Consider the following 14162-nt stretch of genomic DNA (forward strand, 5'->3'; position numbering starts at 1 on the left):
TTAGGATCGGTTGAGGTCGAGAGTGCGGACCGGATGTTGTTTCCACGCCTGAGGGGCGGTGGTGGCGATCACGGCTCCGTCGGGGCGGTCCGGGCTGGGCTGGGCCGCGTACAGGGTGTGCGCGGTGGCCCAGGTGGTCTCTCGCGCAACGGCCAAGGCAGCGGGCAGATCCAGTTCGAGAACAGTGATGCCGGGCAGGGCCGCGAAATGCTCGACCGTTCCCGGCCGGGCTCGGTCGGCCTCCACAAGCGCACACGCCGTGGCGTAGAGGAACCAGCCCGGCTCGGCGTGCGAGCGGTGGATCAGCCGGGAGGCCAGGATGTTCCCGCGGCCGGCAGCCACCATCGCGGTGTCGTCAAGAAGGACGTGCACAGGGCTGCTCACGCGGCGTCCGCCTGGGCCAGGCGCCGGTCCAGTTCAGCATCGAGCGCATCCTGCTCACTCTGGCTCGGGTCGTAGCCGTTCCACTCCCGCAGCACCGTCCGCGCTTTCTCGGCCCGCTCGGCCCGCTCGGCCGGGGTGAGCAGGGTTTCGGCGAGGCGCGCGAGGTAGGCGCGCAGGGACATCCCCTCGGCGGCCGCGATCTCGGCGAGCCGATCGCGGGCCTCAGCAGGGATACGGACATTGGCGTCGGACATGGTCGGGCTCCCTCCACTCACCCCGACAGCATACGGGTACGCACCCGTACCCGCACCGATCCTGAAGTAACGCGACGACGTCGCGGGCGAGGGTAGGCGTAGACGGCCACGGGCGTGTCCACCGCGTAGCAGTGACAAGTTGCCGGCACTCACGGGCGAGCGCCGCCTGCTCACCTGAACGGCAAAGTCACCCCCTCCGGAATGAACCCCCAGGCCAGCGGTCTGGGTGTTGTCTATTGTCCGGACCCTGCGGGAAGTGCCCGGCCGCGGGCGCAGGATCCACCGAGAGCGTCCGGGTTGCGGACTGCGCCAGGGTCAGCAGCTGAGCCCTGCCTCGATCCCCCGGTCCTGGGCGTGGAGCCGAGCGTCGATCTCCGCCACCAACGGTGTGTCCTCTGCGAGTTCCGGGGCGCCGAGGATACGGAGCAACTCGCGTACCGCGTCGGCCTGATGGTGCTGCCAGGCCTGCCGCAGTCTGTCGGCTGCCGGATCATCGATCCGCTCGTCCCGGGTGTATCGGGCCCACGCGGCGAGGGCCGTCGCCAGTACGGGGGTGTCGTGGCCCGCGGTTCGCAAGTCCCGCAAGGGTGCCAGCCATCGCTCCGGGATCTTGAGCGAACCGTCCATCGCGATCTGCTCGGTCCGGTGGTGCATCGCGTGGTTGCCGAAACGGACCAGCAGGCTGTCGACGTACGCGGGGATGTCGAGGTCCGCTGCCGAGGTCAGGCTCTGGGCGACCTCTGTGGCGTAAGCCCGCACCACCGGCTCTCCCCATGGGGTGTCCATGACGTCGGCCACGGTCCGGCAGCCGGCGGCCAGGCCCAGATAGGCGAGGAGTGAGTGTGAGCCGTTGAGCAGCCGGAGCTTCATCACCTGGTAGGGGGCTACGTCGGGGACCAGCTGTGCGCCGGCGGTCTCCCACTGCGGCCGGTCGGCGGCGAAGGCGTCCTGGAGCACCCACTGGGTGAACGGCTCGCCGACCACGGCCCCTTCGTCCCGCAGGCCGAGGGCGGCTTCGGCGGCGTGCAGGTCAGCCGCGGTGGTCGCGGGCACGATGCGGTCGACGACGGTGGAGGGGAAGGCGATCGAGGAGTCGATCCACTCCAGGAGGCGGTCGCGGTCGCTCCACGAGGTCGCGGCCACGAAGTCGAGCACCAGGCGACGTACTACCTGGCCGTTGTCGGCCATGTTGTCGCAGGGAGCGATGGAGAGCGGAGCGCCCGTGTGACGGCGCGCGCGCAGTCCGGCGGCCAGCTGTCCGACCACGGTTGCCGGGACCGGCGCCCCGGCCAGGTCGCTGAGCACCTGGGGGTCCGTCAGGGCCAGCCCGCCGCCGACGGGGTCCCGTCGGTAGCCCTTCTCGGTCACCGTGGTGGTGATGACGGTGACGTCGGGCGAGGCGATCAGCCCGATGAGTCGCTCGCCGTCACCGGTCGCGTGGAGTACGTCGGTCACCGAGCCGACCACGCGGGTCCGCGGGCCGTCGGGCTCGCGCAGCGTCAGCGAGTACAGCCCGTCCTGGGGGCGCAGCGCGTCGACGACGGTGCGGCTGCGCTGCGAGACGCCGACGATGCCCCATCCGGCGCTGTGCCGGGCCTCGGCCGCTTCGGTGTAGACGGCCTGGTGGGCGCGGTGGAAGGCGCCGATGCCCAGGTGCACGATCCGCGGGCGCAGGGCGTCCGGGTCGATTGCCGGTCGGCTCTCGGACGGGAGGGCGCCAAGGGTCTTGCGGGAGAGTCGCTCATGGGTGGTCACCAGTCGTGCACCGATCCGTCCGTCCTGCGGCCCACCGGCAGGTACTTGGGGTTGTACGGGAAGCGCGCGGCCGCCTCCTCGTCGAGTTCGACGCCGAGGCCCGGGGCGGGCGAGGGGTGGAGGGCGCCCTCGTGGAACTCGTACGACGTGTGGAAGACCTCGTGGGTGAGCGGGGAGTGCTCCATGTACTCCTGGATGCCGAAGTTCGGCACGGTCACGTCGAGGTGGACGGCGGCGGAGAGGCTCACCGGCGAGAGGTCGGTGGCGCCGTGCGAGCCGGTGCGCACCTGGTACAGCTCGGCGAGGTTGAAGATGCGCCGCAGGTGGGTGATGCCGCCGGCGTGGGACACCGAGGCGCGGATGTAGTCGATGAGGCGCTCGGTGATGAGCTGCTGGCAGTCCCAGATGGAGTTGAAGACCTCGCCGACGGCGATCGGTGTGGTGGTGGCCTGGCGGATCTGGCGGAACGACTCCTGCAGTTCGGCGGGTGTCGGGTCCTCCATCCAGAACAGCCGCAGGTCCTCGAGCCGACGGCCGAGCCGGCCGGCCTCGGTGGGGGTCAGCCGGTGGTGCACATCGTGCAGCAGATGGAAGTCGAAGCCGAACTTCTCCCGTACCTCGGTGAGGTAGCCCGGGGCGAAGTCGAGGTATGCCTCGGTCGACCACAGCTGTTCCTCGGGCAGCGATGTGGCCGCGGGTTCGTAGATCGCGCCGTGGCGTACGCCGTAGCTGCCCGGGGAGCCGGGGACGGCGGCCTGTGCCCGGATCGCCTGGTAGCCGAGGTCGCGGAAGCGGGCGACGTCGTCGAGCAGTTCGTCGACGCTTCCGCCGCTCGCATGGCCGTAGACCATGGCGCCGTCACGGGCGCGGCCACCCAGCAGGTCGTACACCGGCATGGCGGCGACCTTGCCCTTGATGTCCCAGAGCGCGATGTCCACGGCCGCGATCGCGGTCATCGTCACGGGGCCGCGTCGCCAGTAGGCCCCCTTGTAGAGGTACTGCCACATGTCCTCGATGCGGTCGGCATCGCGTCCGATGAGCAGCGGGACCAGATGGTCCTGGAGGTAGGAGGCCACGGCGAGTTCGCGGCCGTTCAGGGTCGCGTCGCCGAGGCCGGTCACGCCGTCCGATGTGGTGATCTTCAGGGTGACGAAGTTGCGGCCCGGCGAGGTGATGATGACCTTCGCCTCGGTGATGGTGGCCATGGGTGCTGCTCCTCTGCTGTGCCGCGCCGCCGGCTTCCTGCGGGGTGCCGGCGGCGCCGCGTGGTGCTGAACTGTCGGTCAGTGGCGCCCGGCGCCGATCGGCGCGGTCTCCTCGCTCGCCGTGGTGTCGTGAGTGACCTGCGGCCAGTGCGCGTACTCGCGGCCGCCGCGGCGGCCGGGCGCGGTCTCCGGCATGAAGCACAGGGCCACGATGCTGACCGCGATGAGGGCAGCGACGTACACGGCGACCCAGGTGAACGAGCCGTCGCCGGCCAGCAGCAGCGCGGTGGCCACCACGGTGAAGGGGCCGCTGGCGAGCATCGATCCGAACTGCCAGACGATCGAGATGCCGCTGTAGCGGGCGACCGAGGGGAAGAGTTCGGGGAAGTACGAGGCCTGCGGGGCGTAGGTGCCCGCGTGGCCGAAGGCCAGCCCTGCGATCAGCAGCAGCACGATCACGGCCATGTCGCCGGTCTGGATCGCCTTGAAGGCGGGCACGACCAGCAGCAGGTTGAGCACGGCTGCGGCCAGGTAGACCGGGCGCCTGCCGACGCGGTCGGTGAGCCTGCCCAGGAGCGGGATCATGACCAGCTCGGCGCCGATCGCGATCAGGACCGCGTTGAGCACCATGCCGGAGTCGACGCCCTGGTCCTTGGCGTATGCGACGAGGAAGACGGTGTAGAAGGGGAAGACCGCGGCCTCGACGAACTTGGTGAACAGTCCGCCGAACACCTCGCGGCGGTTGTTCCGCAGCAGCAGCTTCACCGGCGCGGTCTGGGCCGCCTGCGTGTCCTTCGCGGCTTTGAAGGTCTCGGACTCGTTGATCCGCAGCCGGATGAACAGGCCGATGACCACGACCAGCGCGCTGAGCAGGAACGGGATCCGCCAGCCCCAAGCCAGGAAGGCCTCGTCGGACAGCTGGGTGGTGAGCAGGGCGAACAGCCCCGTGGGGATGAGGTAGGCGGCCGGGGAGCCGAGCTGGACGAAGCTGGCGTAGAAGCCCCGTCTGGCCGGCGGGGCGGCCTCCGCGGTGAGCAGAACGGCGCCGCCCTGCTCACCACCGACACCGAAGCCCTGGATGAGGCGCACCAGCACCAGGATGACCGCGGCCCAGATGCCTATCTGGTCGTACGTCGGCAGAAGTCCGACGGCGAAGGTGCCGAGGCCGGTGAGCAGCAGGGTGAAGACCAGGGCCTTCTTGCGGCCGATCCGGTCGCCGATGTGGCCCCAGACCAGGCCGCCCAGCGGGCGGGCGAAGAACCCCACGGCGTAGGTCGAGAAGGCGGCGAGCGTGCCGACCGCCGAATCGACCTCCGGAAAGAAGACCTCGTTGAAGGCGAGAGCGGACGCGGTGCCGTAGATGAAGAAGTCGTAGTACTCGGCAACGGTGCCGATAACGGATGCTCCGACGGTGCGCCGCAGCTCCTTCGGTGGTGTCGATGCCACCGGTGCGGCGCTGTCGTGTCCGCTCATAAGGCTGCCTCCTTGCAGTCCAAACGCTACCCAAGTCCCCTTCCGTCGGCTACCATACAAGTACTTCAGTCGCGCTCGTCAAGGGATGGGAGAGCCCGGATGGCATCCACCGAAGGACTGCACGCCGCACGCGCCCGGGGCCGCAACACCCGGCAACTGGTCCATGAGCTGCTGCGCTCGCGGATCATCAGCCTTGACCTGGAGCCCGGGGCGGCCCTGTCGGAGAACGACCTCGCGGCCGAGCTCGGCGTCAGCCGGACCCCCGTACGGGAGAGCCTGATCCTGCTCGGGGAGGAGGGACTCGTCGACGTCTACCCGCAGCTGGGGACCTTCGTCTCGCGCATCCGCGAGCGAGACATCGCCTCCGCGCAGTTCATCCGCGAGGCACTCGAGTGCGCGGCCCTGCGCGATGGCGTGACCAAGGCGACCGCGCATGACGTGGCTGAACTCAGAGCCCTGCTGGTCGCCCAGACCGAGGCCGAGCAGCGAGAGGACCCGGAGGCGTTCTTCCGACTGGACGAGCAGTTCCACGCCCGGCTCATGGCCGCGGGCGGACATGCCGAGGCTTGGCCGGTCGTGAGCCAGGCCAAGGCCCAGCTCGACCGGGCGCGACGCCTGTCCCTGCCGCTCACCCAGCAGCTCTCCCTACTGATCAGCCAGCACACCGCGGTGGTCGATCAGCTCGAACAGCACGATCTGGACGGGGCCGACCAGGCCCTGAGGGGACATCTGCGTCAGGTCTTCACCGACGTGGAGACCATCCGGGCGCAGCACCCGGAGCTCTTCAGCGACACGGACGCCCCGGTCCGACCGCGCCGTGACACACGTCGCCGGACAGGCGTTCCCGACGCCGGCTGATCTTCCCCTGCCTGCCGCCACACGCTCAAGGGACGAAAAACCATGCACACAGCGAACCAGCACTCAGCGGCTCCACGGCAGCCGCTGAGCCGCACCCTGCTCGAGAGCCGCATCATCGCGGTCCTGCGGGCCTCCGATGCCCGATACCTGCTTCCGGCCGCCGAGGTGCTGGTGGAGCAGGGCATCCGCAGCATGGAGGTCACCCTCACCACGGCTGGAGGCCTCCAGGCGATCTCCGAGTTGCGGGCCACGCTGCCCGACGAGGTCGAGGTGGGGGCGGGCACCGTCCTGTCCGTCGAGGACCTCGACGCGGTGCTCGACGCGGGCGCGGCCTATGTGGTCACCCCGCACACCGATGCGGAGCTCATCCGAGCCGCGGTGGCCCGCAAAGTGGCGATCATCCCGGGCGGGCTGACCCCCACCGAACTCAGGACGGGTTGGGCGGCCGGCGCGAGCGCGGTCAAGCTCTTCCCCGCCTCCACCGTCGGACCGCAGTACGTCAAGGACCTCCACGGCCCCTTCCCGCAGATGCCCGTGATCCCCTCCGGAGGCGTCGGCAGGGCGACTGCCGGCGACTGGATCAAGGTCGGCTGCCCTGCGGTCAGCATGGGCGGCCCCTTGCTCGGCGACGCCCTGGAGGGTGGCGACCTGGCCGCACTGCGCGAGCGTGCCAAGCAGGCCGTCGAGTCCGTGGCCGCCGCAGCGCAGGAGGCCGGTCGTGGCTGAACTCATCCGCAGCGGCGTCGTCACCGTCGGCGAGACCATGGCACTGCTGGCCGCGGAACGCACCGGGCCGCTGAGCCATGTGCCCAGCATGTCCGTGGGCGTCGGCGGCGCCGAGAGCAACGTGGCCATCGCCCTGCGGCGGCTCGGCGTGCCTGCCACCTGGATCGGAAGGGTGGGCGAGGACTCCTTCGGCAAGCTCGTCCTGCGCGAGCTGCGGGCCGAGGGGCTCGACGTACGCGGGATCGTCGACCCTGCAGCACCCACCGGGCTGATGGTCAAGGAACGCCGCACGGCCCGGTCGCTGGGCGTGTGGTACTACCGCGCCGGCAGCGCGGGATCCCGGCTGCGGCCGGAGGACATACCCGAGGGCGTCCTCGCCCATGCCGCCCTGCTCCATGTCACCGGTATCACCCCGGCGCTGTCCGACTCGGCCGCGGATGCGGTGCGCCACGCGATCGGACTCGCCCGCCGGCACGGTCTGACCGTGTCGTTCGACGTCAACTACCGCAGCAAGCTGTGGTCTCGCGAGGCGGCGGGCAAGGGCCTGCTCGACATCGTGCGCGCGTGCGACGTCGTCTTCGCCGGCCCCGAGGAGGCCTCGCTCTTCGTCCCGGAGGAGGAGAACCCCCACACTCTGGCGTCCGCGCTGTGCGACCTCGGTCCCTCGCAGGCCGTCATCAAACTCGGCGCCCAGGGCTGCGCAGCAGTGATCGACGGCGAGCAGTACTCCCGCCCGGCGGTGAAGGTCGACGTGGTCGACTCCGTGGGCGCCGGCGATGCTTTCGTCGCCGGATACCTCGCCGAACTGCTGGCCGACGCGCCGCCGACCGTACGCCTGGACACCGCCGTGACCACGGGTGGCTTCGCCTGCACGGTGCCCGGCGACTGGGAAGGACTGCCCACCCGCGCCGAGTTGGGGATCCTGGGCAGCGCGGAGGACGTCATCCGGTAGTCACTGCGGCGATTCGCTGCGCGTGCCTGGCATTGCCGAGTGACCTGCGCAGCCCGGCCGCCCCGATGGCCGGGCTGCCGGTGCCGATGGCGGCCCAGCCGTGGGCGAGGAAGGGGACGAGTGGGCCCGTCGCCTCCTCGATGAGGACGGTCGTGGGGTCTTCCGTAATTCTCGTTCGCCGGTGTGGTCCTCCCCCACCCGGCTGGTGCCGAAGCCGAAGTAGACGTCGGTCAGCCTTCCGCTGTAATTGTGATGGCGTCGAAGGCGCCGTGCAGCCGTGGGCACTGCGACCGGCGGCTGCCGCGGATCTGGGCATCAGCCGGAAGACGCTGCGAGCACAAACATGAAGGACGTCCCGGTGAGCGAGGCCACGAGGCAGGAGCAGGAGGCTGAGACAGCGGCCTGCGCGGAGAGTTGAGGGCCGTGCGCTGGTGCTGCGTTCCTCTTCGGCTGTGTATATGGCCTGGTGGCGTGGCGGGGACGGCTCCAGCTCATGGTTTCGCCAGTTCGGCGCGGATCTGAGGGAGCACTTTCGTGCCGAGCAGTTCGATGCCGCGCAGGTAGTCGCGCTGCGGCATACCGCCGATGTCCATCTGAAGGATCTGGCGGGTGTGACCGAGCAGTCCGTGCAGGTGGAGGATGCGGTCGGCGATCTCGTCGGGGCTGCCGACGAAGACCATGCCGTCGGGGCCGTAGGCCGCGGCGCGGTCGGCACGTGACGGGGCGGGGCGGCCCAGTTCGGCGCTGCCCTCGGCCATCATGCGGTGCTCGTACTCCAGATACGTCGACCGGGCCTGGGTGCCGGACTCGGCGACGAACCCGTGCACCGCGACCGCGATGTCGGCCCGCTCGGCGGGGTGACCGGCCTGGGCCCAGGCGGCACGGTAGGAGTGCCCGTAGCGCGCCCAGTGCTCGGGGGTGCCGCCGAGGATGCCGAGGAACATCGGCAGCCCCAACTCGACGGCACGGTAGACCGACTCCGGGCTGCCGCCGGTGCCCAGCCAGATCTTCAGCGGCTCCTCGGGGCGGGGGAAGACGGTGACGTCCTGCAACGGCCTCTTCCGGTGCGGGCCGCGCCAGGTGACGTTCTCGCCGGCGTTGACCGCCCTCAGCAGGGCGAGTTTGGAGGCGTACAGCATGTCGTAGTCGTGCTCGTCGTGGTCGAACAGCGGGAACGTGATCGTCGACGATCCGCGTCCGGCGACCAGCTCGATGCGTCCGGGAGCGAGGGACGCGGCCGTCGCGAGCTGCTGGAACACCCGGATCGGGTCGTCGGTCGACAGGACGGTGACCGCGGTGCTGAGCTTGATCCGGTGGGTGGCGGCCGCGGCGGCGTTGACCACGGAGGTGGGCGAGGACAGCGGCATGGCCCGCATGTGGTGCTCGCCCACCCCGAAGTAGTCCAGTCCCACCTCGTCGGCGAGCTTGATGGCCTCCAGCACATCGCGGATGGCCTGGGCGGTGGGGCCGCGGCGGCCGTCGGGCAGGCGCGGGGTGTTGCCGAAGGAGTAGACGCCGAGTTCGAAGGTCATGGCGGGGTCCTGGCTTCAGTTGCTGATGGCGGGCATGGCCCGCCGGTAGCGGGTGTCGGTGAGTTGGGAGACGAGGAACGCGGCGATGTCGGCGCGGCTCATGGCGGAGCCGACCTTGTCGTGGCCGAGGAAGCCGGAGCGGAAGCGGCCGTTGGCGGGCTTGTTCGTCGGGTTGGTGATGCGGGCGATGGTGTAGTCGAGGCCGGAGCCGGTGACGGCCTCGGTCATGCCCTTCAGTTCGGCCAGCGCGTTGGGGAACATCAGCCGGGCCATGACGGGCAGCACCTTGTGCTTCCAGTGCGGCTTGTCGCGGGGGTCGGCCAGTGAGGGTGTGGCCAGGCCGGTGAAGCGGGCCACCTTCTGCGCCTCCATGACCTGCACGATGGTGCGGGTGCCGTCGGTCACCGCGGTGCCGGTCGTGGACCGTTTCAGGGAGGGGCCGAGCGCGCTGATCACCGCATCGGCGCCGCTGACGGCCTGCTCGACGGCATCGCGGTCGGACAACTGCCCGGTGACGACCGTGAGATGGGAGTGGGTGAGGGCGAGCTTGGCGGGGGTGCGGACCAGGGCGGTGACCTGGTGTCCGTCGTCCAGGAGCTGCTGGACGACGAGGCGGCCGATGCCGCCGGTCGCGCCGAAGACGGTGACACGCATCAGGGGTTCCTCGCAGTGGCGGTCAGAAGGAGGGGATCAGAAGGAGGGGTCAGAAGCTGTACGGGCCGAAGCGGCCCCAGGCCACCAGGGCGGCCAGGATCAGCAGGACGGCGTTGAAGGCGATCGCGCCGGGTTCCTTGCGCCGGGCATGGGTGATCGCGGCCAGCACCATCACCACGACCAGGCCGGTCGCGGCCAGCGGGGTCAGTACGGGGGCTATGCCGGTGGCCGCGGGCAGGATCAGCCCGAGCGCGGCGGCGAACTCCACGATGCCGATGAAGCGGACGGTGGCCTGCGAGAAGTCGGCCGCCCACGGCAGCCGGCCGACCAGCTTGTCCTTGGGCTGGGTGGACTTCATGACGCCGGCCATGGCGAACATGGCGGCCAGCACGGCTTGCACGATCCACAAGAAGACGTTCACGTATGGATTCCTTGGCAGTGGGGGACGGGGTGGGGGAAGGAGCGGACGCTCCCTCCCGGGAGCGGGGTGGGCCGGCCGGTCAGGCGTTGAAGACGGCCTCGGAACGGTCGCGGTTTTCGTGCAGGTCCCAGTACAGGGGCGCGATCTGTTCGGGCGTGGCTGTGGGGATGCCCTCGGGGCCGCCGTCACCGATCCACACGTTGATCGCCACGTGGGCGGCGTGGACGCCAGTGCCGGCCAGCTCGTTGTGCAGGTTGATCGCCCAGTTGCGCAGGGCTGCGGCGGCCGCGTTGACGTTGGCGAGCATCGGCACCACGGGGTTCACGGAGCCGCCGCCGGTGGTGAACAGCAGGGTGCCTGCCCCGGCCTCGCGCATGGCGGGCAGCACCGTGCGGGTGGCGGCGACGGCACCGTAGAAGTTGTACTCGATCTGCGGCTGCAGATTGTCCACCGTGACTTCCGAGGGAGCGGCCATGGTGAGGCCGGGCACCGGGGAGTGCGGGGCCGGGGAGTACTCCAGTACGTCGATGCCGCCGAAGCGGGCCTTCGCGGCGTCCAGGGCGGCGATGAGGGAGGGCCGGTCCAGGACGTCGGCGGGGAACGCCTCTGCGGTGATGCCTTCCTGGCCGAGCTGGTCGACGAGCGTTTCCAGCTTCTCCTTGGTGCGGGCGATCAGGGCGATGTCGAAGCCGCGGCTGCCGAAGGTGCGGGCGATGGCCAGGCCCATACCGGGGCCGGCGCCGATGATGGCAATGGTGGGCACGATCAGATCTCTGTCCGTGAAGCGATGAATGTGATGAATGTCAGGAGCAGGCGATGGCGATCTTGCCGAGTGAACCGGCACCGAAGGCGGCGAAGGCCTCCGGAGCCTGCTCCAGCGGGTAGGTGGCCGTGACCGGCACGCGCAGTGCGCCGGAGGCGACCTGCTCGGCCAGGGCGGTCAGGGTCTGGGCGTTCGGGTCGGCCACGATCGAGTGGACAGTGACGTCCTGGCCCTCGACGGCGTCCTTCGTCAGGCCGAGGGTGGAGGCGATCCGCCCGCCCGGCCGCAGCAGGCCCGCAAGCTGAACGCCGTCGCCCGCCAGGTGCAGCACCGCGTCCACGCCGTCCGAGGCGATCGCGCGGACCTGGGCCTCCAGGTCACCGGTGTAGTCCACCAGGTGGACCGGCTCCTTGGTCAGGCCGGTGACGAAGTCGGCCTCCGCGCCGGGACGGGCGGTGGCGATAACACGGGCGCCCCGGGCGGCCGCGAGCTGGGCGGCCAGCGCGAGCCCACCCCGCCGGTGGCGCCCGACACCAGCACCGTCTCGCCCTCCGCCGGGGCCACCGCGTTCAGGCTGTCCAGGGCGGCCGTTCCGGCCAACCCCAGCGCGCCCGCGTCCGGCACCGCCAGTCCCGCGGGGATGCGGGTGACGCCGTAGGCAGCGGATGCGAAGACGTACTCGGCCAGCGCCCCGGTGCCCAGATACGGCTTCATCGCGACGCCGAAGACCGCGTCGCCGACGGCGAAGCCGTCCACGCCCTCACCGAGCGCCTCGACCGTGCCCGCGAAGTCCTTGCCGACCACCAGTGGGAACCGGTGCTCCATCATCCCCTGCAGATAGCCGGCCGCTGTCGCGATGTCGAAGCCGTTCACCGAGGAAGCGGCCACCTTCACCAGCAGCTCACCGGCCCCGGACGGGGGGTGTCCACCTCGGTCACGGCTGGGGTCGCGGGAACCGAGTCCAGGATTACAGCACGCATGACATCACCTCTCAATAAATGGCACGGCCTTCCCGGTTCCACTCCCGCCCAGCGTACAGCAGAACCGGCCCGCTCGTTCCACTTAGGTAGGGTGACTGCATGACCTCCGCCCCTTCCGACCAGACGCCGGACGACCAGCCCGAAGCACGACTGCGCGCGGACGCCGAGCGCAACCGCGACCGCATCCGACGACTGGGCACGGAGCCTCAGATTCCGCTGCCGGTGCCGCCAAGGGCGGCCCTCATGGCGGCACTCCGGGGTTTCAGGTCAGAGGGCGGAGCTTGTCGGGCCATGGTGGCTCCGGTCCGAGCAGCGCGGTAGGTCCGAGTCTTGCCGAGAGGACTCCGTGGGCGGTAGCGCGAAGGACTTCTCCGAAGGCCGATCCGTAGCCGGCATCGGGGCTGTCCTCACAATTGAGCGCGACGGCAATCAAGGCACCCAGCAATGCGCCGGCATCAGCGCGGACGCGAGGGTCCGACGCCGACTGTCCGGTGCGGTGAGCCCATTGGTCGGCCACGCGTTGGACGTCGTGGTGAAGGTGTTGGTGCAACCGGTACCGCCTGGGCAGGCAGTCCCCCTACCGTAGGACGGCCCGCCCAAGTTCTGCCGGAGCCGGGGTCAGGCCCCCGGGTGCACCCCAAGCCAGCCCGGCGACGGGTCTCTCTTGACCTCGCCGAAGTACAGGGCGAAGGCCTGCTTCCAGCGCACGAAGTCCTGCACGGTCTGCAGCTGCGTGTGGGATGCGGGCGGAGGCCCCGTAGTAGTCCGAGCGGGCGGTGCGACACGAAAGTCGCACGAGTTGAGTGAGCTTCACCGAAGGAGGTCGGCTGATGCCGAAGGTGTAGTTACGGATCAGTGTTCGAGGATCTGTCCCCGGGCCTGACGTGCGTCGCCGGTAACGGCGGGGTGCGAAGCTCAGGTCTCCAGGCCCAAGGACTCCGGTTCCATCCGGGAGTTACAGGTCACGGGGAAGGCCGACAGGGTGAACAACCGTGAACCTCTGATGATGCCTCGTCATCGGAAGCCCCGCAGATGGGTTGCAGCAGCGGGGTCAAGGACTGGCCGCTGGAAAGCGGCAGGCGCCGACCGGAAGACTCTAAGCCGGTCGGGAGAACACCGCCGTCCTCGGGGTATAGGAGGCACCCGACCCGGCCGCACCTCACTCGTGCGGAACGTGACAACCCCGTTGGAGTCCGTAGACACCAAGGCGTCTGCGGCAAGCCGACCGCAAGGAAGGCCCGATTCTCCAGCGGGCGCAGGATGGCCTCAGAAGCGAATGCCGGTGGCCGAAAGGAAACGGGAAAACGGGACATCATGGTTGGCTCCTCCGCTGACTGTCTCGTATAACCGGCCGGATACGGGTTGATGCCCGGACCCGAAAGGGTGCTGACGGAGGCCAGGTGAGCCTGTGAAGAGACGAAGAGAACGACGCCGGAACCGAAGGACAAGTTAGACGCCATGACGAACGTGCAGGTGCAAGCCGATGCTGACGTGATGGTGAACGGACCAGAGGACGACATTCTCGAATGGCGCGACATTGACTGGCGTGCTGTCGAGGATGAAGTACGGCGTCTGCGGCAGAGAATCTTCACGGCATCGCGGGATGGCGATCTCAAACGAGTTCGCAACTTGCAGAAACTGATGCTCCGTTCCCGCGCCAACACGCTGCTGAGCGTGCGGCGCGTGACGGAGATCAACGCCGGGCGCAAGACTGCCGGAGTGGACGGGCGAACAGCGCTACTTCCCCAGTCGAAGATTAAGTTGGCTGACTGGGCGCAATATCGCGCGAAAACCTGGAAACCCCTACCGGTCAAGCGCGTGCACATTCCCAAAGCAGGCGGCAAGAAACGCCCACTTGGCATTCCGGTCATTGCTGACCGGTTACTGCAAGCGCGGGTAGTCAACGCGCTGGAGCCTGAGTGGGAGGCGCGGTTCGAGCCGAAGTCATACGGCTTCCGGCCCGGCCGCGGCTGTCATGACGCGATATCCGCCATCTATCTGACGCTGAAGGGCAAGAATCCTCAGCGTATGTGGGTGCTGGACGCGGACCTGAAAGCGGCATTCGACCGGATCGACCACGATCACCTTCTCGCCCAGATCGGCACGTTCCCCGCCAGGGAACTGGTCAGGCACTGGCTGAAGGCCGGAGTGGTGGATCGCGGCCGGCTCGCCCCAACAGAAGAAGGTACCCCACAAGGGGGAGTT

General features: G+C 69.5%; 16 protein-coding genes. 4 read left to right on the forward strand and 12 right to left on the reverse strand.

What is annotated here, in order from left to right; genetic code table 11:
• From H1D24_RS40925 to H1D24_RS40945, 5 genes are all read right to left on the reverse strand, one after another.
• A complete protein-coding gene (locus tag H1D24_RS40925) occupies window positions 1-345 on the reverse strand; it encodes a PIN domain-containing protein (RefSeq protein WP_220137790.1) in 345 nt (114 codons plus the stop codon).
• Window positions 346-380: 35 nt separating this feature from the next.
• Window positions 381-638 (reverse strand): hypothetical protein, encoded by a 258-nt coding sequence (locus H1D24_RS40930; RefSeq protein ID WP_181662854.1) that lies wholly within the window; start codon window positions 636-638, stop codon window positions 381-383.
• 315 nt (window positions 639-953) lie between these two features.
• On the reverse strand, window positions 954-2393 hold the full coding sequence (locus H1D24_RS40935; protein WP_181662855.1) for a mannitol dehydrogenase family protein: 1440 nt from the start codon (window positions 2391-2393) through the stop codon (window positions 954-956).
• Window positions 2390-3598 (reverse strand): D-mannonate dehydratase ManD, encoded by a 1209-nt coding sequence (gene manD, locus H1D24_RS40940; RefSeq protein ID WP_181662856.1) that lies wholly within the window; start codon window positions 3596-3598, stop codon window positions 2390-2392. The genes H1D24_RS40935 and manD overlap by 4 nt, the downstream gene beginning before the upstream one ends.
• Window positions 3599-3676: 78 nt before the next feature.
• Window positions 3677-5071 carry an MFS transporter gene (locus H1D24_RS40945; RefSeq protein WP_181662857.1) on the reverse strand — a complete coding sequence of 465 codons (1395 nt, stop codon included), beginning with the start codon at window positions 5069-5071 and terminating at the stop codon, window positions 3677-3679.
• Window positions 5072-5170: 99 nt separating this feature from the next.
• Between H1D24_RS40945 and H1D24_RS40950 the strand changes: the two genes are divergently transcribed.
• The 3 genes from H1D24_RS40950 to H1D24_RS40960 are packed head-to-tail and all read left to right on the forward strand — an operon-like array spanning window position 5171 to window position 7607.
• On the forward strand, window positions 5171-5929 hold the full coding sequence (locus H1D24_RS40950) for a GntR family transcriptional regulator (protein WP_181662858.1): 759 nt from the start codon (window positions 5171-5173) through the stop codon (window positions 5927-5929).
• Between the two features lie 42 nt (window positions 5930-5971).
• On the forward strand, window positions 5972-6655 hold the full coding sequence (locus H1D24_RS40955) for a bifunctional 4-hydroxy-2-oxoglutarate aldolase/2-dehydro-3-deoxy-phosphogluconate aldolase (protein WP_181662859.1): 684 nt from the start codon (window positions 5972-5974) through the stop codon (window positions 6653-6655).
• The gene (locus tag H1D24_RS40960; RefSeq protein WP_309484635.1) at window positions 6648-7607 is read left to right on the forward strand and encodes a sugar kinase; all 960 of its coding nucleotides are present in this window, start codon (window positions 6648-6650) and stop codon (window positions 7605-7607) included. The genes H1D24_RS40955 and H1D24_RS40960 overlap by 8 nt, the downstream gene beginning before the upstream one ends.
• 491 nt (window positions 7608-8098) lie before the next feature.
• On the opposite strand, the gene H1D24_RS40965 is transcribed toward H1D24_RS40960, so the two are convergent.
• The 7 genes from H1D24_RS40965 to H1D24_RS44365 form a co-directional block, all read right to left on the reverse strand.
• Window positions 8099-9139: an LLM class flavin-dependent oxidoreductase gene (locus tag H1D24_RS40965; protein ID WP_181662861.1), complete on the reverse strand. Its 1041-nt coding sequence runs from the start codon at window positions 9137-9139 to the stop codon at window positions 8099-8101.
• Window positions 9140-9154: 15 nt separating this feature from the next.
• The gene (locus tag H1D24_RS40970) at window positions 9155-9793 is read right to left on the reverse strand and encodes an NAD(P)-dependent oxidoreductase (protein WP_181662862.1); all 639 of its coding nucleotides are present in this window, start codon (window positions 9791-9793) and stop codon (window positions 9155-9157) included.
• Between the two features lie 49 nt (window positions 9794-9842).
• Window positions 9843-10214 carry a DoxX family protein gene (locus tag H1D24_RS40975; protein ID WP_181662863.1) on the reverse strand — a complete coding sequence of 124 codons (372 nt, stop codon included), beginning with the start codon at window positions 10212-10214 and terminating at the stop codon, window positions 9843-9845.
• A gap of 79 nt (window positions 10215-10293) precedes the next feature.
• Complete coding sequence (locus H1D24_RS40980; RefSeq protein ID WP_181662864.1) at window positions 10294-10977, reverse strand: SDR family NAD(P)-dependent oxidoreductase; 684 nt, start codon at window positions 10975-10977, stop codon at window positions 10294-10296.
• Window positions 10978-11017: 40 nt separating this feature from the next.
• Window positions 11018-11371 carry a zinc-binding dehydrogenase gene (locus H1D24_RS41960; protein WP_220137788.1) on the reverse strand — a complete coding sequence of 118 codons (354 nt, stop codon included), beginning with the start codon at window positions 11369-11371 and terminating at the stop codon, window positions 11018-11020.
• Between the two features lie 20 nt (window positions 11372-11391).
• Window positions 11392-11850, reverse strand: a complete 459-nt coding sequence (locus H1D24_RS41965; RefSeq protein WP_220137789.1) for an alcohol dehydrogenase catalytic domain-containing protein — start codon at window positions 11848-11850, stop codon at window positions 11392-11394.
• A gap of 369 nt (window positions 11851-12219) precedes the next feature.
• On the reverse strand, window positions 12220-12474 hold the full coding sequence (locus tag H1D24_RS44365) for a hypothetical protein (RefSeq protein WP_374064789.1): 255 nt from the start codon (window positions 12472-12474) through the stop codon (window positions 12220-12222).
• Between the two features lie 941 nt (window positions 12475-13415).
• Here H1D24_RS44365 and H1D24_RS40990 point away from each other — a divergent pair.
• A partial coding sequence (locus H1D24_RS40990) for a reverse transcriptase N-terminal domain-containing protein (protein WP_181662865.1) occupies window positions 13416-14162 on the forward strand: 747 nt, incomplete at its 3' end.

The organism is Streptomyces himalayensis subsp. himalayensis, assembly GCF_013778455.1.
Classification (GTDB): Bacteria; Actinomycetota; Actinomycetes; order Streptomycetales; family Streptomycetaceae; genus Streptomyces; species Streptomyces himalayensis.